The sequence below is a fragment of the Avibacterium sp. 20-132 genome, assembly GCF_023611925.1.
Classification (GTDB): domain Bacteria; phylum Pseudomonadota; class Gammaproteobacteria; order Enterobacterales; family Pasteurellaceae; genus Avibacterium.
In genome coordinates this window covers 1,861,615-1,879,835 of record NZ_CP091456.1, presented here as the reverse complement: position 1 = coordinate 1,879,835, position 18,221 = coordinate 1,861,615, and the positions used below count along the sequence as shown (strand labels likewise).

Annotated in this window: 16 protein-coding genes; 8 read left to right on the top strand and 8 right to left on the bottom strand. The window is 37.8% G+C overall.

What is annotated here, in order from left to right:
- Positions 1-36: 36 nt before the first annotated feature.
- From L4F93_RS08995 to L4F93_RS08960, 8 genes are all read left to right on the top strand, one after another.
- Positions 37-579: a hypothetical protein gene (locus tag L4F93_RS08995; RefSeq protein WP_250349974.1), complete on the top strand. Its 543-nt coding sequence runs from the start codon at positions 37-39 to the stop codon at positions 577-579.
- A gap of 7 nt (positions 580-586) precedes the next feature.
- Positions 587-787: a hypothetical protein gene (locus L4F93_RS08990; RefSeq protein ID WP_250349973.1), complete on the top strand. Its 201-nt coding sequence runs from the start codon at positions 587-589 to the stop codon at positions 785-787.
- A 263-nt stretch (positions 788-1,050) separates the two neighbouring features.
- The gene (locus tag L4F93_RS08985) at positions 1,051-3,201 is read left to right on the top strand and encodes a type VI secretion system Vgr family protein (protein WP_250349972.1); all 2,151 of its coding nucleotides are present in this window, start codon (positions 1,051-1,053) and stop codon (positions 3,199-3,201) included.
- A complete protein-coding gene (locus L4F93_RS08980) occupies positions 3,201-3,965 on the top strand; it encodes a hypothetical protein (protein ID WP_250349971.1) in 765 nt (254 codons plus the stop codon). Before L4F93_RS08985 ends, L4F93_RS08980 begins: the two co-directional genes overlap by 1 nt.
- A gap of 522 nt (positions 3,966-4,487) precedes the next feature.
- Entirely contained in the window at positions 4,488-4,805 is a 318-nt protein-coding gene (locus L4F93_RS08975) for a hypothetical protein (RefSeq protein WP_250349970.1), read from the top strand.
- A 64-nt stretch (positions 4,806-4,869) separates the two neighbouring features.
- Entirely contained in the window at positions 4,870-5,553 is a 684-nt protein-coding gene (locus L4F93_RS08970) for a bacteriophage T4 gp5 trimerisation domain-containing protein (RefSeq protein WP_250349969.1), read from the top strand.
- A complete protein-coding gene (locus L4F93_RS08965; RefSeq protein WP_250349968.1) occupies positions 5,554-6,969 on the top strand; it encodes a hypothetical protein in 1,416 nt (471 codons plus the stop codon).
- A gap of 832 nt (positions 6,970-7,801) precedes the next feature.
- Positions 7,802-8,386: a phosphatase domain-containing putative toxin gene (locus L4F93_RS08960; protein ID WP_250349967.1), complete on the top strand. Its 585-nt coding sequence runs from the start codon at positions 7,802-7,804 to the stop codon at positions 8,384-8,386.
- An 82-nt stretch (positions 8,387-8,468) separates the two neighbouring features.
- Here L4F93_RS08960 and L4F93_RS08955 read toward each other — a convergent pair whose 3' ends face one another.
- The 8 genes from L4F93_RS08955 to L4F93_RS08920 all read right to left on the bottom strand — a co-directional run bounded on the left by L4F93_RS08955 (position 8,469) and on the right by L4F93_RS08920 (position 18,105).
- Positions 8,469-9,521, bottom strand: coding sequence for an SEL1-like repeat protein (locus L4F93_RS08955; RefSeq protein WP_250349966.1), 1,053 nt, complete (start codon positions 9,519-9,521; stop codon positions 8,469-8,471).
- A gap of 126 nt (positions 9,522-9,647) precedes the next feature.
- Positions 9,648-10,700 carry an SEL1-like repeat protein gene (locus L4F93_RS08950; protein ID WP_250349965.1) on the bottom strand — a complete coding sequence of 351 codons (1,053 nt, stop codon included), beginning with the start codon at positions 10,698-10,700 and terminating at the stop codon, positions 9,648-9,650.
- A 125-nt stretch (positions 10,701-10,825) separates the two neighbouring features.
- Positions 10,826-11,878, bottom strand: coding sequence for an SEL1-like repeat protein (locus L4F93_RS08945; RefSeq protein ID WP_250349964.1), 1,053 nt, complete (start codon positions 11,876-11,878; stop codon positions 10,826-10,828).
- Between the two features lie 126 nt (positions 11,879-12,004).
- Entirely contained in the window at positions 12,005-13,051 is a 1,047-nt protein-coding gene (locus L4F93_RS08940; protein ID WP_250349963.1) for an SEL1-like repeat protein, read from the bottom strand.
- A gap of 65 nt (positions 13,052-13,116) precedes the next feature.
- Positions 13,117-14,172, bottom strand: coding sequence for a DUF6396 domain-containing protein (locus tag L4F93_RS08935; RefSeq protein ID WP_250349962.1), 1,056 nt, complete (start codon positions 14,170-14,172; stop codon positions 13,117-13,119).
- Positions 14,172-16,226 (bottom strand): phospholipase D-like domain-containing protein, encoded by a 2,055-nt coding sequence (locus L4F93_RS08930; RefSeq protein WP_250349961.1) that lies wholly within the window; start codon positions 16,224-16,226, stop codon positions 14,172-14,174. The genes L4F93_RS08935 and L4F93_RS08930 overlap by 1 nt, the downstream gene beginning before the upstream one ends.
- 1 nt (position 16,227) lies before the next feature.
- The gene (locus tag L4F93_RS08925; RefSeq protein WP_250349960.1) at positions 16,228-16,899 is read right to left on the bottom strand and encodes a PAAR domain-containing protein; all 672 of its coding nucleotides are present in this window, start codon (positions 16,897-16,899) and stop codon (positions 16,228-16,230) included.
- 54 nt (positions 16,900-16,953) lie between these two features.
- Positions 16,954-18,105 (bottom strand): SEL1-like repeat protein, encoded by a 1,152-nt coding sequence (locus L4F93_RS08920; protein WP_250349959.1) that lies wholly within the window; start codon positions 18,103-18,105, stop codon positions 16,954-16,956.
- Positions 18,106-18,221: the final 116 nt, after the last annotated feature.

Sequence of the window (18,221 nt, the reverse complement as noted above, 5' to 3'; positions counted from 1 at the left end):
CTAAAGAACAAATTTTATTTTTAGAGTTAAGATGATATGCCAAATAAAAAGTTTTTATTAATACTTTTATTTTTTATAATTAATAATAGCAATGCATCCAACTTGCTTACACAAGTAAAAGAAAAACTTTCTAATGACGAGTTAGCTCTGGAGCAATTCCAATATTTAGGGACATTACATTGTCTAGATGTAAGAATAGGAATGGAAAAGAACTCATTATTCACTAATAAATATATACATCTTTATAATAACCTTTACCCCCTCCCTAGATTATTTAAAAGTAATAAATTACTGGAAAAATATATTATTATTGAAAAAGATGTTATCTTTCCAAAAAAAGGAGTTATGCTGGATAAATATTTCCACAATGACCTTAATTTCTGTTTAAAATTATATTCATCATCTAACATAAAAAAACAATACTTAAACTTTATCTCTAAAAAGATTAACTATATAGATGAAGATCCTGATTCTTCTGAATATGAGGATGAAAAAACTATAAGAGAAAATATGCTAGACTATATCAATAGAGGAAAATTAGACGTACATAGGTTTTTAGATGGGCTTCCAAAAGAATAAAAGAAAAATGAACAATAAGCAAACACAAGCCAACGGCATTATTCGCCAACAACGCTTTCTAGGTGCTTATTATAAATATCAAGTGGAAGTGGCTGGACAGTCTTTGAATGTGATTAGCCAACACGAATTTCCCTTACATAGTGCAGTGCAAATTGACTTAAAAAATGGCGTTACGCCGTTGTTATTTAGCGAAATGCTAGAGGGATAATTGTCGATAAAAATGCCATAAATGTATCCTTTATAATACATAAGCCTTTTGAAGCGGAAAATTTCCTTACAAATTATTTGCTCTTATTCGAAAGAGGCGATTTTTTAATCTATCATACCTTTGCGAAAAGGAGGGCAAGGTAATAAAAAATTGTTGTTGGAAGCATATATAGGTTGATTATCATACAATTTTCCAATTGTGGCTTTATTCAAGTTAGCTTATATTATCATCAATAAAAAACGAATATTTAATAAGGGATAACAATGAACACACTAAAATTCCCCGATTTTTCTGTTTCCAAAGGCCTCCACTTCACCCTTGAAGTGGGCCAACTGCCGCCTGACACCTTCCGTGTTGTCAAATTCGATTTCGAAGAAGGCTATAATTCCCTCTTTAAACTCTCCATTGTCGCGGCAACACAACATAATCAGCTTCCATTTGGTTCACTACTCGACTGCGCTGCAACCCTTTCCATCTGGCAGGATGGTGAGCGACAACGGAATATCTCCGGTATCGTCACACAAATCAAACTCGGTAAAACCGGTGAACGCTATACCTTTTATCACTTTACCCTCTCCCCTCATCTCTGGCGATTAACCCAAAAAAGACGCTCACGCATTTTCCAACATACCAGTATTGAAGCTATCTTAAAAACCCTGCTAAGCGATTCCAATGTGCTTTTTCACACCATTGATATCGCCTACCGCACAAGACGGGAATATTGTGTGCAATACCGTGAAACCGATTATGAATTTTTCCAACGGATTATCGGTGAAGAAGGCTTGTTTTTCTTTTGTACGGAAGATGAACATAATCAAATTGACCGGCTCTTTATTTACGATGATGCCCATCGTTTATCCAAGGAAGATACCCTCTCCCTTGACTATAATGCCAATCCTACCGTATTACGCCAAGCCCCTCATCTCCGTACTTTCCAATGGACCGAACAAATTCGTCCTTCTGAAGTATTGTTAAAAGATTACACCTTCAAAAAACCAAACTGGAATGCGGAATATGGCTTACAAGGCACACAAGAAGAGATTCAATTTCAAGGAGACTATCCTTACTACGACTACCCTGGTCGCTATAAAAATGACAGTGGCGAACGCTTTGCCCAATATCGTCTCGACAGTTTACGCCGTGATGCCCATATGGGCGAGGGAGAAAGTAATCACCCAGCTTTAAGAATAGGCCAACTCTTACACATTCATCGCCATCCTCGTGCTGACTTCAATCAGCCTTGGCAATTAACTTACATTCAACATCATGGCGAACAACCGCAAGCCTTGGAAGAGGAAAGCCATTTTAGCCAACGTGAAAACACCACCTTTATCACTAATCGTTTTGAATGTCTTTCTCCGGAGAAAACTTTCCGTAGTAATTTCCCTCAAAAACCACAAATCTGTGGCACACAAACTGCGGTAGTCACTGGCCCCAAAGGGGAAGAAATCTTCACGGATTACCAAGGCCGAGTGAAAGTGAAATTTCATTGGGATAAAGGGGAATTCAACGATTCCAGAAGTTCTTGCTGGGTGCGTGTTGCTCAACCTTGGGCGGGGCAAAACTGGGGAATGCTCGCCATTCCGCGTGTTGGGCAAGAAGTGGTGGTGAGCTTTTTAGAAGGCGACCCTGACCAACCGCTGATTATTGGACGCGTGTATAATGAACTACAAATCCCACCAGGTAATCTGCCTGCCACCTATACCCAAATGCACATTAAATCAAAAACCTACAAAGGGGAAGGTTACAACAGCATTCTCTTTGAGGATGCCGCGAGCCGAGAATTATTTGAAATGCATGCCCAGCGGGATATGACCACAGTGGTTGAGCATGACCAAAAAAATCACATTAAAAACCACCGCACTTTAACAGTTAACGGTAGCCAACGTACTCAAATTGACCAAGGCAGAACCACCCAAATCACCACCGGTAATGACATCAAAACCGTCTTAGCGGGAAATAATCTTGAAACCATCAGCTTACTTAAAGCTATCCAAGCGAAAGAGATTTTCAACTATGCTCACGACCGCATTGAGCTTGAAGTGGGCAAACAGACCAGCCTGACGATGGACAATGAAAAGATTCTCCTTCGCTTTGGCAAAAACACGATTTTGATGAATGAAGAAGGGATTTGGTTGGATGGTGTGCATATTGGAATGCAGGAGAAGGAGTTGCAAGTGCCGGATAATACAGGGGAATTAAAACCGCTCTATAGGCTCCAGTTCCATCTATTAGATGATGAAGGAAGACCTTACCAAAATACCCCTTTTTCAATTAAATTACCAGAAGGTGAACAAAAAGGTATAACGGATGAAAATGGATTGACACCTGCCTATTTTAGTGAACAATCTGCTGAAGCTGAAATTCGGTTACATATTGATGAAGCAGAAAATGATCATTGGAGTTGGAAATAATGGAAAAAGAGAAAAAAACAACCGTCGGAACATTTACACAAGACCCGACTAAGAGCATTGTTAAAGTTCAAATCACGAGAAGAATTCCTGATGGGGTTTATATTTTTACTGAAACAGTTATGTTTGGACATGCTTTTGTATTAATATCCTCAAATAACCAAATGACCTCATATAGTTACGGAAGATATGGGGAACAAGATACATCACAAGGTATTTTGTTTCGTTATAAAGGAGAATTATGTAAAAAATATGCTATGAAAGAATTATATAGATTTAATGCAAATGTATATAAAATATTAGATGTTACCCCAGAAAAAGTTTCAGACACATTTGAGAAAATCTGGCTCTCTAGCACACAACCAGCTAAGAGTAAAATGCCTGATTCTTATAATTCAGGAAGAGTTATAGATGAATATAAATTAACCTCTAGAAATTGTACAACAGTAACAATTAACGCACTACAGAAATCAGGTACTAATATATTTAAGGACAATATGCTTATAGAACGATGTAAATATGTTCCATCAAATTTTTACGATAAGAGCATTTATTTTCTTGATGACTTAGACTGCATAAATCCTGAGGAAGATAGGTTTTTTATAGACCCAGAAGATCTAGAAGACTACTTAGAGAAAATATCTAAAGAGAATTATTGTGTCATAAATTTCTCAAAAAAAATGAGAGATGTCATTCCTAATACTGAGAATTACCAATATTCTCCAACAAAAGAGATTTATCGTTCATTTATAGGAAAAAGCAGATGATTTTATTATTCATAATTCAATTAGTATTCTCTTTTCTTAGCATCTTATACTGGATAGATTTTCAGGTTATGCTTCATTATCAATCAGATGAGTTTAGTGTTGCATTTAGTTGTCTAATTATTTCAGTAAATCTAAACTTGCTATTTATTATAATTGAAACAATTAACACATCTATATTTTTAATTCTTAAAAAGTCAGTTACAAAATTAATTTTGGTATTTGTAACATTGAAGCTAATCTTGATTTTTTTATTGTTTTTTTATATTAGGAAAGGAGAGATATTTCTTAACCAAGAAACAGTGTTGTTTGTAACAATAAGTGAGATTATATCCATTATAACATACCTTCTTTTGAAAATGAATAAGAAGAATTAAAGCATAAAAACGATAACGCCATTCCAGCAATAAAATATATCATTGATAATTTATATATAGCAATATTGATGCTTACACTTGTTCCATTATTATTTTTATAAAAATAATAGGAGATCGTGGCAATCTAAAAACAACATAGGAGAATTAAGTGAGAAATAAATTTTTAATATGCATAGCATTAGTTATTGTTTTAGTTTTTTATAATTTTTCTTTAAATCTATACTCTCTATTAATAGATCCTGAAAATTTCATCCCTAGAAAGAGTAATATATTTACATTTCATCCAACATCTATTGATAGCGGTTCTGGTGGATTTTGGTTGTATGGCGAAGATTTTACCAATTATTATTATTTTAACTGGAATGAAAACAAGTCATACTTTTTTACTCCTAAAAATAATAAATGTCAAAACTTTGATAAATTTAATTATAGAACTTGGTGTGAATTAAAAAAGGAATATAATTAAAAGGTTATATAGAAATTTTATATAGTAACATAGCACATTCAGCAATAATGAATCTAGATAGTAATTGCACATTAAATCAAAAACTTACAAAGGGGAAGGTTACAACAGCATTCTCTTTGAGGATGCCGCGAACCGAGAATTATTTGAAATGCATGCCCAGCGGGATATGACCACCCTGGTTGAGCATGACCAAAAAAATCACATCAAAAACCACCGCACTTTAACGGTTAACGGTAGCCAACGTACTCAAATTGACCAAGGCAGAACCACCCAAATCACCACCGGTAATGACATCAAAACCGTCTTAGCGGGAAACAATCTTGAAACCATCAGCTTACTTAAAGCTATCCAAGCGAAAGAGATTTTCAACTATGCTCACGACCGCATTGAGCTTGAAGTGGGCAAACAAACCAGCCTGACGATGGACAATGAAAAGATTCTCCTTCGCTTTGGTAAAAACACGATTTTGATGAATGAAGAAGGGATTTGGTTGGATGGTGTGCATATTGGGATGCAGGAGACAGAAGTCGAATTAGCTTCAAACCAATCACAATATGAAGATAAAAAAATGACTTTACAATATGCAGATATCTATGGAAAATCCCCACAAGGAGAAGAAATCACCCTCACACCCTCTAAATCAGGTCAGTCGCTTCAACTTACTGCAGATAGCCAAGGGAAAATAGAGATAGAAGACACGAGTCTCAACTTTTTTACTGCAACTCAGTCAACAAGGGAGAAAAAGTAGATGTCATCAGCAGCGCATCACAATGAAACTTCAATAAGAAGAAAAGAAGTTCGCTATATTTTCTTACCTGGAGAACCTGTTGAAAAACTCGCTCGTTCTTGTGATTACACTATTTTATTAGGCTCTGTACAAGAAGTTGTGTTCAACTTCCAAACGAAACTATTTACGGATTTAACCGTTGAAATTCTCCCAAGCGAAAAAGATAGCAACAATTTTAGACTCAATGCCGTTTATGATAAACAAACCAAAAAATTAATACATGGTAACTTCTCTATTTCAAATCAAGGCATTCCCTACCGTGTCCAAGTGAGCCGATTTTTTGATGGCACATTTATTGTTCGCTCAAAAGATAAAGAACTGGGTCGATACAAAACCACCAGAATAGGCATTCAGACCGAAGAAATAGAAAAACCAGATTTATGGCTAGAGCCTATGTATATTGGATTTTCAGATGTGCCAGACATCAATCAACTACATGGCATTCATAAGGCTCATCAACAAAGTGCTTATAAATGGGTAAAAACGCTTGATCAATTTAATCATCAGGAAGTATTTAAACCCCTCTATCAACCTGAACGCATTCTTCAGGCTTTTGATGAATTATGGAAAGATAATGGTTATGCTTGCATCAAAAATGAGCCTGAGGAGGTTGGTGTGGTTGCGTTATTTAAAGTCAAAAAAGAATCTAATCTCTCAAAAATTCCCTTACAATACTACCCTTTTGGAACACCAGTCGAACGCTATAAAACAGCACAAACAGTTGAAGTAAGGGAATTAGAACATATCCTTGAAGATAAAGAATATAAGGAGCTTATAGAGATTCTCCAATATTACTCTAACGATGACATGGCTTTAGTTAAAGATACAATTGATTACACATTAGAAAATAAACATTGGATAAAAGCAATGAGTCATAAAGTCGAAGTAAAATGGATAAACGGATATTTAGCCATTGTATTTAAAGGAAAAACTCCTGCTTTTGGATTTAGATATGCTGGATTAGCGCATGAAAAATTAAAAGGTGTAACCGGAGGAATTCATATTAGTAAAAATATTAAACGAATTTGGCTATCCGCAAAAGAAGTACTATCCATCAAATCATTAGCTAAAGCAAATTTCTCCGGCCCATTAGCCGCAACAGGATTCGTGATTGATGTCATTTTGGATTATGATACAGTGATGTTGGATGAATCAGGGAGTCGAGATATTGTAGAGTTATTAGGAAGAATTGGATTATCTTTTTTGGGCGGAATGGCTACTGTGGCGATAAGTTCCATACTAACTCCCTTAATTATATCTACACTTAGTTTAACATCTGCAATTTTTATTTTTCTAATAGGAGGGGCTATTCTATTAGGCACTAGTTATTTGATGCAAAACTTTATCAATTATACTAAGGATAGCATATGGGAATAAAATATATTAATGAAAAAATAATGTATACTTTTCACATTGATAAGAAAAATCCTCTTCCTTTTTCTGTAAAAGCCTCTGGATTATTTGTTATCTTTGTTATACAGTTAATCATACTGGCATTTTCTGATTTCAACATATCATCTAACGCAAAGACTTATTTGATAATCTCCACTGCAATATTTGAACTATTCTATGTTAATTCATATATACTTATAACGAAATATTTAGAAAAAAAGAATAATATTGTTGCATTAATGTATCTACACTCCACTATATTTGGCAGTGGGTTCCGTTACTTAATTATATTTATCCCAATACAGTTTTTTATATTTTTTAAGCACCAAGAGTTATACTATAACATTATAATAACTTTGTTACTGATAACTTTTCTTGCTATTATTTCCTTAGTAAAGATAGATGATGACAAGCTATTTAACGATAGTTTACTTATATACACAAAAAAAAAGAAAGATCAAGGTTATCGATTGGTCATAGATAATCTAGTTAAAAATCCAATATTAAAATATTTTGTTTACGGCTTCCTAATTGCATTCATTATGCTTATGTTTATATCAACAAGGCATCGTCATACAGAAGAAGCACTCTATTATGTTCTTTATACAATTAGTTTTGGAGGATGTATAATTCTATATACTGAAATCTGCTATCTATTACTCATAATCAAAATAGAGATAAAAAGATTAATAAAAATATGCAGGAGAGATAATAAAAGCCCAAAGATTAAATAAATATTGTAGAAGTTAAAACTTCTATATAAGCTACCTTTAACTAAGGTAAAAAAATAAACTAAATTAGGTTCTAAAGTATATCTATGAAAAATTTTTATATAATTATTCCAATGTTACTTATTTCTTCCTGTACAACTACGCCTACGGAAATACCGCAGAATACACAGCATTGGGCCACATTACAAAACCAAGACACAAACCTTTATAACATAGATAATAAATTATTTCGTAGTGAGCAACTCATCTCAGAAAACTATGATTTAATTCAAAAACACAATATAAAAACCATTGTCAATTTACGTTTTTTTGATCGTAATGAAGACAGGAACGCTTTTCAGCATACCAATTTAAAACTTATCAATACACCATTACTTTCTTGGGCAATAACGCCTAAAGAAGTCGCTAATGTACTATGGGAAATTGAACAAGCACAAAATCAAGGTGCGGTATTAGTGCATTGTTATCATGGCGCAGATCGTACAGGTCTAATTTCTGCTATGTATCGAATCATATATCAAAATTGGGAGCCTAACGAAGCAAAACGAGAAATGATTGAAGGGCCGTATGGATTCCATTCAATTTGGAAAAACATCGAAGGATTCTTTACCCCAGATAATATTAATCAAGTTAGAGAAAACCTAATTCAATTAAGAATGAATAAAAACTAGCACAATGTTTTAACAAAAATCTGCACCTTAATAAATTGCCTCTTAGTTCAACTTTTGAGGTGCAGATAAAATAATGGTTTCCTTATTTTTTCAACGGCAATCCAGTTTGCCAATCTAACCCTGCTTTTTCAGCGAGTTTTTGCATTAACTCATCGCTTGGTTTTTGTGGTGAAGGGGCTTCAAACCAACGTTGAAAAGCGATTTTACCGTCCCAAGGTGGAAGTTTGGCTGGGGGTAAAGGAACGATTTCATCAAGGTCGGGAACGGTGGGTTTTAGAAAATAGTATGTAAATAAGTAATCATCGATCATTTCATAACGAGCCGATCGTTCAAGATCTTGAGTTATCCCTGCATTTAAAGGGTGTTTCTGACTTTTATCAAATGCTTGATATAACTTAAATGCTGACTGTTGGTTTCCTGCTTTTACCCCTTGATGGTACATCTGAATCGCATCTTGGTATTTCTTATCATTCTCATAAGATATTCCCAACCATTCAGCAGCCTCAGCCTGCCCTTGCATCGCTGCACATTTTAGTAATTTCTCTCTCAGGTCTAACCTAAATCGCAAGGTATTTTTATCATTAAGCAACGCTAAAAGCTGTCCTATATCATATTGTGCATCTCGGCTTCCCATATCTGCAGCTTTACGCAGATAAGCAAACTTCCCCCCTGGAGTAGTTTTTACCCCATAGTTGCTATCAAGGTGGTAGTAAAGTTTATACATTGCGGTGGCAGGTAAAGTTTTTTCTAGTTCTTTATTTAAGTGATACACTTCTGTTTGTGGTTTCTTCACCACCACACGTTTGGTTTCCAGCAGCCACTGTAAGCGTAAATTCGCTTGATAATCACCATTGTAGGCAGCAATGCGGTAATACACTGCCATATTTTGCCAGACCTCATCACCTTTCTTGCCCCGCCACATATTGTGTAGGTCATGATACAGCGCATAGTCATAGAGGCTATGTACTTCTTTATCAATAGGCGGACGCACTTCATGTTTACATTCAAAAGTGAGATTATCTAAAATGCTGTTGGTTTTTTGCATCGGCTTATCCTTACTGGTTGAGACCACTGTGTGACACGCACACAAGCTGGCAATAAGACTGAATAATACAAGTTTTTTGATTGATTTCATTAATCTAACCTCGCTACATTAGGATAAAAATAGAACAGTGATGCTTAAACAAAAACCATAAATCCGCCTTAATTTTCCACCGCACTTTTATTTCTGCCCTCAATGAAAAGTGCGGTGGTTTTTTCCTTATTTTTTCAACGGCAATCCAGTTTGCCAATCAAGCCCTGCTTTTTCAGCCAGTTTTTGCATTAGCTCATCACTGGGTTTTTGTGGTGATGGGCCTTCAAACCAACGTTGAAAGGCAATTTTGCCGTCCCAAGGGGGAAGTTTGGCAGGGGGTAAAGGCACAATTTCATCAAGATCGGGAACGGTGGGTTTTAGAAAATCATAATCAAATAAATAATCGCCAATCATTTCATAGCGTTTTGATCGTTCAAGATCTTGGATAATTCCCGCATTTAGGCGATGCTTCTTGCTTTTATCAAATCCTTGGTATAGTTTAAATGCAGATTGCTGATTGCCCGATTTTACACCTTGATGATAGGCTTGAATTGCTTCTTGATATTTTTTATCAGATTCATAATAAATTCCTAACCACTTTGCGGCCTCACCTTGCCCCTGCGTTGTTGCACATTTCAGTAATTGCTCTCTTAAATCTAGACGAAATTTTAGTGTGGCATCATCTTTAATTAATGCTAATGTCTGTCCTAGATTAAGTTGCGCCTCCCTACTCCCCATATCCGCTGCTTTACGCAAATAGACAAACTTCCCCCCTGGGGTAGTTTTTACCCCATAGTTGCTATCAAGGTGGTAGTAAAGTTTATACATCGCTGTGGCAGGTAAAGTTTTTTCTAACTCTTTATTTAAGTGATACACTTCTGTTTGTGGTTTCTTCACCACCACACGTTTGGTTTCCAATAACCATTGCAAGCGTAAATTCGCTTGATAATCACCATTGTAAGCAGCAATGCGGTAATACGCCGCCATATTTTGCCAGACCTCATCGCCTTTTTTGCCCCGCCACATATTGTGTAGGTCATGATACAGCGCATAGTCATAGAGGCTATGTACTTCTTTATCAATAGGTGGACGCACTTCATGTTTACATTCAAAAGTGAGATTATCTAAAATACTATTGTTTTTTTGCATCGGCTTATCCTTACTGGTTGAGGCCACTGTGTGACACGCACACAAGCTGGCAATAAGACTGAGTAATACTAGTTTTTTGATTGGTTTCATTAGTCTGACCTCGCTACATTAGGATAAAAATAGAACAGTGATGCTTAAACAAAAACCATAAATCCACCTTACTTTCCACCGCACTTTTGTTTCTGCCCTAAGTTAAAAGTGCGGTGGTTTTTCCCTTATTTTTTCATCGGCAATCCAGTTTGCCAATCTAGCCCTGCTTTTTCAGCGAGTTTTTGCATTAACTCATCACTTGGTTTTTGCGGTGAAGGGCCTTCAAACCAACGCTGAAACGCAATTTTTCCGTCCCAAGATGGAAGTTTGGCTGGGGGTAAGGGAACGATCTCATCAAGATCGGGGACGGTGGGTTTTAAAAAGTAGTATTTAAATAAATAATCATCGATCATCTTATAGCGTGTGGCGCGTTCTAGATCTTGATCAATACCTTTATTTAAAGGGTGTTTTTGTCTTTTATCAAAAGCTCTATATAACTTAAATGCTGATGGCTGATCTCCCGCTATTACCCCCTGATGGTAAATATAAATTGCCTCACTATATTGTTCGCTCAGTTCCAATATTGTACCTAAACTTATTGCCGCCTTTCCCATTCCTTGTTGTGAAGCACAATTTAATAATTGCTTAACTAGATTAATTCTGAAATCCAATGTATTCCTATCATTTATCCACTTTAAAATATCAGCCATTGCAAACTGAGCCTCCCGACTCCCCATATCCGCTGCTTTACGCAGATAAGCAAACTTCCCCCCTGGGGTAGTTTTTACCCCATAGTTGCTATCAAGATGATAGTAAAGTTTATACATTGCGGTGGCAGGTAAAGTTTTTTCTAGTTCTTTATTTAAGTGATACACTTCTGTTTGTGGTTTTTTCACCACCACACGTTTGGTTTCCAGCAGCCACTGTAGGCGTAAATTCGCTTGGTAATCACCATTGTAAGCAGCAATACGGTAATACACTGCCATATTTTGCCAGACCTCATCACCTTTCTTGCCCCGCCACATATTGTGTAAATCATGATAAAGGGCATAGTCATAGAGGCTATGTACTTCTTTATCAATAGATGGACGCACTTCATGTTTACACTCAAAGGTGAGATTATCTAAAATACTGTTGGTTTTTTGCATCGGCTTATCCTTACTGGTTGAGGCCACTGTGTGACACGCACACAAGCTGGCAATAAGACTGAGTAATACTAGTTTTTTGATTGGTTTCATTAGTCTGACCTCGCTACATTAGGATAAAAATAGAGCAGTGATATTTAAACAAAAACCATAAATCCGCCTTAATTTTCCACCGCACTTTTATTTCTGCCCTCAATGAAAAGTGCTGTGGTTTTTTCCTTATTTTTTCAACGGCAATCCAGTTTGCCAATCAAGCCCTGCTTTTTCAGCCAGTTTTTGCATTAGCTCATCACTGGGTTTTTGTGGTGATGGGCCTTCAAACCAACGTTGAAAGGCAATTTTGCCGTCCCAAGGGGGAAGTTTGGCAGGGGGTAAAGGCACAATTTCATCAAGATCGGGAACGGTGGGTTTTAGAAAATCATAATCAAATAAATAATCGCCAATCATTTCATAGCGTTTTGATCGTTCAAGATCTTGGATAATTCCCGCATTTAGGCGATGCTTCTTGCTTTTATCAAATCCTTGGTATAGTTTAAATGCAGATTGCTGATTGCCCGATTTTACACCTTGATGATAGGCTTGAATTGCTTCTTGATATTTTTTATCAGATTCATAATAAATTCCTAACCACTTTGCGGCCTCACCTTGCCCCTGCGTTGTTGCACATTTCAGTAATTGCTCTCTTAAATCTAGACGAAATTTTAGTGTGGCATCATCTTTAATTAATGCTAATGTCTGTCCTAGATTAAGTTGCGCCTCCCTACTCCCCATATCCGCTGCTTTACGCAAATAGACAAACTTCCCCCCCGGTGTAGTTTTTACGCCATAGTTGCTATCAAGGTGGTAATAAAGTTTATACATCGCTGTAGCCGGCAAGGTTTTTTCCAGTTCTTTATTGAGATAATACACTTCTGTTTGTGGTTTTTTTACTGCTACTCGTTTGGTTTCCAATAACCACTGCAAGCGTAAATTGGCTTTGTAATCGCCATTATAGGCAGCAATGCGGTAATACACTGCCATATTTTGCCAGACCTCATCACCTTTTTTGCCCCGCCACATATTGTGTAAATCATGATAAAGGGCATAGTCATAGAGGCTATGTACTTCTTTATCAATAGGTGGACGCACTTCATGTTTACATTCAAAGGTGAGGTTATCTAAAATGCTGGTGGGCTTTTTCGGGGCTGTTGAGCTGGCCTTGGGGGAGCAAGCCATAAGTAGGCAACTTAACCCTGTAACAAATAATGTTAATTTTACTGTTGGCATAAAATCTCCTTAATTTTCCACCGCACTTTTTTATGCTCTCAATGAAAAGTGCGGTGGTTTTTCCCTTATTTTTTCAACGGCAATCCAGTCTGCCAATCTAGCCCTGCTTTTTCAGCCAGTTTTTGCATTAGCTCATCACTTGGTTTTTGCGGTGAAGGGCCTTCAAACCAACGTTGGAATGCGATTTTACCGTCCCAAGGTGGGAGTTTGGCTGGCGGTAAGGGAACGATTTCATCAAGGTCAGGGACGGTGATTTTTAGAAAATAGTACGTAGATAAATAGTCATAGATCATCTGATAACGTGTTGAACGTTCTAGATCCACATATCCCCCTAAATAATCTAATTGTTTAGAGTTTGTAATCCTAAACCCGTCCGCTAAAGTAAGCGCTGATAATTTGTTTCCTGCTTTTACACCTTGGTGGTAAACTTGAATCGCCTCTTGATACCTTTTATCTAGCTCAAAGCCAATTCCTAACGATTTAGACGCCTCTCCCATACCTTGTTGAGATGCACAACTTAGAAATTGTTCAACCAAAGCTGTACGGAAAGCGAATGTTGCCTTATCATCCATTCTCTCAAGGATTTCGCCTACGGCGAACTGAGCCTCCCGACTCCCCATATCCGCTGCTTTTCGTAAATACGCAAACTTCCCCCCTGGGGTAGTTTTTACCCCATAGTTGCTATCAAGATGATAGTAAAGTTTATACATCGCGGTGGCAGGTAAAGTTTTTTCTAACTCTTTATTTAAGTGATACACTTCTGTTTGTGGTTTCTTTACCACCACACGTTTGGTTTCCAATAACCATTGCAAGCGTAAGTTCGCCTGATAATCGCCATTATAGGCTGCAATACGGTAATACGTCGCCATATTTTGCCAGACCTCATCACCTTTTTTGCCCCGCCACATATTGTGTAAATCATGATAAAGGGCATAGTTATAGAGGCTATGTACCTCTTTATCAATAGGTGGACGCACTTCATGTTTACATTCAAAAGAGAGATTATCTAAAATGCTGTTGTTTTTTTGCATCGGCTTATCCTTACTGGTTGAGGCCACTGTGTGACACGCACACAAGCTGGCAATAAGACTGAGTAATACAAGTTTTTTGATTGGTTTCATTAGTCTGACCTCGAAATTTCTGTGGTTAAACGTAAAAATTCACATAAAGGTTGATGGGGTAATCTTTGTTTATAACGTTGTTTTCTATTTATATCCATCAATTTTTCCCATTTATCAAACACTACCTTCGTTCTCTCAAAACGGTTCATTTCTTTAGGATTAACCTCCGAATTATGATTAGTATGTAAACTCCATAAATCATAACGCAACGCCCTTGCTACAGCCTGACACTCCGAAATAATCCCCAACTCCGTATCCACCTGCATACTGCGGGTATTCAGATTGGCTGAGCCAATAAAGGTAAACACATCATCAATAATCGTAACTTTCGAATGAATATACACCTCTTGCCACGCATCCATTGAGGTTAGCGTGCAAATATGCGTCCGAATCCCCACTGCATCACTGACTTCGCGTTTGAGTTGTTTCATCTCTTCATATTGTGCCTGAATCGCCTGTTGCTCCTGCTCGCTTAATGCAGATAACTCCTCTAAAACTGCCGCTTTTTTCTGGGCAACCGCCACTCCACCTTGCCCGCGTTCCTCTTGTGCAGTTAAGGTTTCAAGCTGCTCTTCTAGCTCTTGCCTTTTATTTCGATAATCATCATATTTGGTATAATCGCCATCATTCGTGTTGTCACTATCCAACTGGGTGCTTACCCCCGGCAGCACATCCTCTCGCCCCAATAGCTTGAGCATTTGATAGGTGTTATAGGTTCCACTACCAATTCCCGCATCACTGGAATTGGTCACCACAAACCAATATAACGGTTGGCTGACCTCTCGCCCATTGTCTTTCAATCGTTGCCAATGGGATTGATACGCTCGCACCAATTCTGTCCAGCGAAAATATTGGTTTTCCGTATAAATAAAATGGCTCGCCTTTTTGATATTCTCCAAATACATCGCTCGGATATGCTCTTCTTTCGGATTATCATAAGTGCGTAAGATTTGCGCCATAATTAATTCACCCAACTCAGAACGTGGGGCAAACGAATCTCGCGTTAGCACACTTCTTCGTCTATCTGCGGCCAAAGGCGTGTTGTAGGCTTCCCTTGCCTCTCGGTCAACCCATCCCACCAAATTACGGCTATCACTTCTATCCCAAGATTGGCAAAAATTATGGTTGATATCCCACAATACCTTTCCCGTTACTAAAGAAGAAACATCTTGCAACGGTATCGGGGCGTTACGTTGCGTATATGGCGTGATAGGACGGCTGTAATGAGTACTTTCATCCCAATACTCATCAAGCATATTATGCTCTAATACGAATCCCACTGCATTAGGTGGGTCAATATAATCAATCAGCACCGTCTTTTGATGATGGGAAGGGGAAACATACAATACGAGCCGGTTCATAACAGGCAACGCACTGGCCTCAGGATAATGATTAAAATGACTTTTCACACTGCGTTTTTTCACTTGCAATTTCACACGATTATCACTGAAACTAAAGCCATAAAGTTCTGTAAAAGCCCCTCTAAACACCGTTTCCGAATAAACTTCATTTAATCGGTTTAACTCGGCTAAATCCTTTTCTCCTATCTTGCCCGCCACCGCACGATACCACCAATAATCATAAGCGCGCTGAGCCTCGCTCTGATATGCTTTACCTTTTTGCTGGAAAGGCATTAACCCCGGTGCATTTCCTAAATTGGCCTCTCCCAAGCCTTTTACGGTTTGGAAGTCTATCCACATACTCCATACTAAAACCTTAACCTCTCTGCCTTCTACGGCTTTTTGTATCAATAATCGACCAATACAAGGAGATTCCCCATCTCGCTTAAAAAGCATGGAAGGTTGAAAACCCCAAATTGCAATGTCGATAGAATGTTTTGCCTTAGCGATAAAATCATACAGGGTTTCAAAAGTTGTTTGACCATTAATCAATGGCTGAAACGTCGCCGGTGTTGCAGGTGGTGGCTGAACAATCACCGGCCTTTCCGCCCCCATCTCGTTACAGGCATCTTGCCGTAAAAACCAACTTTGGTTTAACTTCCCTTGGCCTGTGGCCTTTGAAATAACAATGGTTGGATAGCGGTTTTTTGACATCTTAGTTATCCTTTAATACTTGGTGATAATCAGCAAGCTCGTTATCTTGAGCTTGCTCTGTCGGATACCCTTGTTTATCTAATGTACTAGCAAGGTCTATTTCCTCAATTAATTGCAAATGAAACCGTTGCCCATTGCCTAGCTCAATTTCGCCTTCTTTGTCTGTGTCTTTCACTTCAAAATAAAGCGAGCCGGTTTCATCAATAACACCTTGCCCAATCTCTTGCTGTTCAATCATCACTTTATAAGGCATTCCAGCATAAGCACTCTGCTTTGAATGTGCCGATTCCATTAAATTTAATCGAATCTCTTTAGCACCAGCGATACTTTTGCCATGCACGGTTTTTGTGCTGTCATAAACGGTAATCGTTGGAAAAGCATTGATAATCACCCCGCCACAGCTGGTTTTATCCCCTTCTCGGGCTAAGGCCTTACCGCCAATGGAGACGGTTTTTGCTCCAGCGATAATTACACCACTATGTCCTGGACATTCTACCTTATCACCAATACAAGCCGCCGCTTTGCCACCAAAGGTGACAGTAGATTGCCCTCCCACAACCTGGCCAACCGAACCATCAGGGTGTAGCACAGAAGCACCAATATGAGCAGGATTTTTGCCTTTCGGCGTAATCGACCAATGTTTTGGAGAAAAAGTTGATTTTGAGTCTTGCATAATGAGATTCCTTGTCTCTAACATCAATACATTCAACGTGCATCGTCTTTGCCCTTATTTTTTCAACGGCAATCCAGTTTGCCAATCTAACCCTGCTTTTTCAGCCAGTTTCTGCATTAACTCATCACTTGGTTTTTGTGGTGAAGGGCCTTCAAACCAACGTTGAAAAGCGATTTTACCGTCCCAAGGTGGAAGTTTGGCTGGGGGTAAGGGAACGATTTCATCAAGGTCAGGGACTTTAGGTTGGAGATAGTCTTTCGTTGACAAATAATTCTGTATCATTTTATATCTTACTGAACGCTCTATATCTTCAGGCAGATTTAGAAAATCAATATCTTCACCATCATTTTTTCGCTTACCATCAAATCCATAAGCTAATCTATTTGCTGAGGATGAAGAACCATTTTTTACGCCTTGATGAAACGCTTGAATTGCTTGCTCATATTGACCTTGATTTTTATAACGGATACCTAAAAATGTGGAGGCCTTTGCTAAGCCTTGGTCCGAAGCACATTGTCTAAGTTGCTCAATAATTTTTTGTCTATATGGGAGCGTTTCGGGATCATCTATATCCCCTAACATATCTGCCACCACATACTGCGCTTCTCGACTACCCAAATCCGCTGCTTTTCTTAAATAGGCATATTTGCCGTCTTTTTCTTTAGTGGTGACACCAAAGCCAATATCTAGATGTCCATAAAGCTTATAATATGCCGTCGCCGGAAGTGATTTCGCTAGAAGTTTATTGAGATTATGCACCTCATCATAGCTCGTTGAGGTTAAGGCTCGGTTGGTTTCTAATAAATATTGCAACCTTACATTGGCTTTATAATCCCCATTAGCTGCGGCAATTCGGTAATAAGGCAAAAGTTCATTCCAATCCCCTGCTTTCCCTGTCCACATTTTGTGTAAATCTTGATAAAGGGCATAGTTGTAAAGCAGTTGGGCTTCTTCGGGGATAGGTGGTCTCTCTTCATGAACACAGCTAAATTCTAAGGCAGCAAGTTGTTGCATAACATCCATTTTATACTCCTTTTTCAATTTTTCACTTTCAGCTCTTTCTTTGGCGGTACAACGTTCTGGTCGATAACTCGGCCCTCCGCCCATAAAAATAGGGTTACATTCTAAATACTTAATCAATAAGACAAAACTTACGGGAACGGCAATGGCAATAAACCAAAATATTTTTAAACACGCGTGCTTCATTAGTCTAACCTCGCTACATTAGGATAAAAATAGAACAGTGATATTTAAACAAAAACCATAAATCCACCTTAATTTCCACCGCACTTTTTTCTGCTCTCAATAAAAAGTGCGGTAGT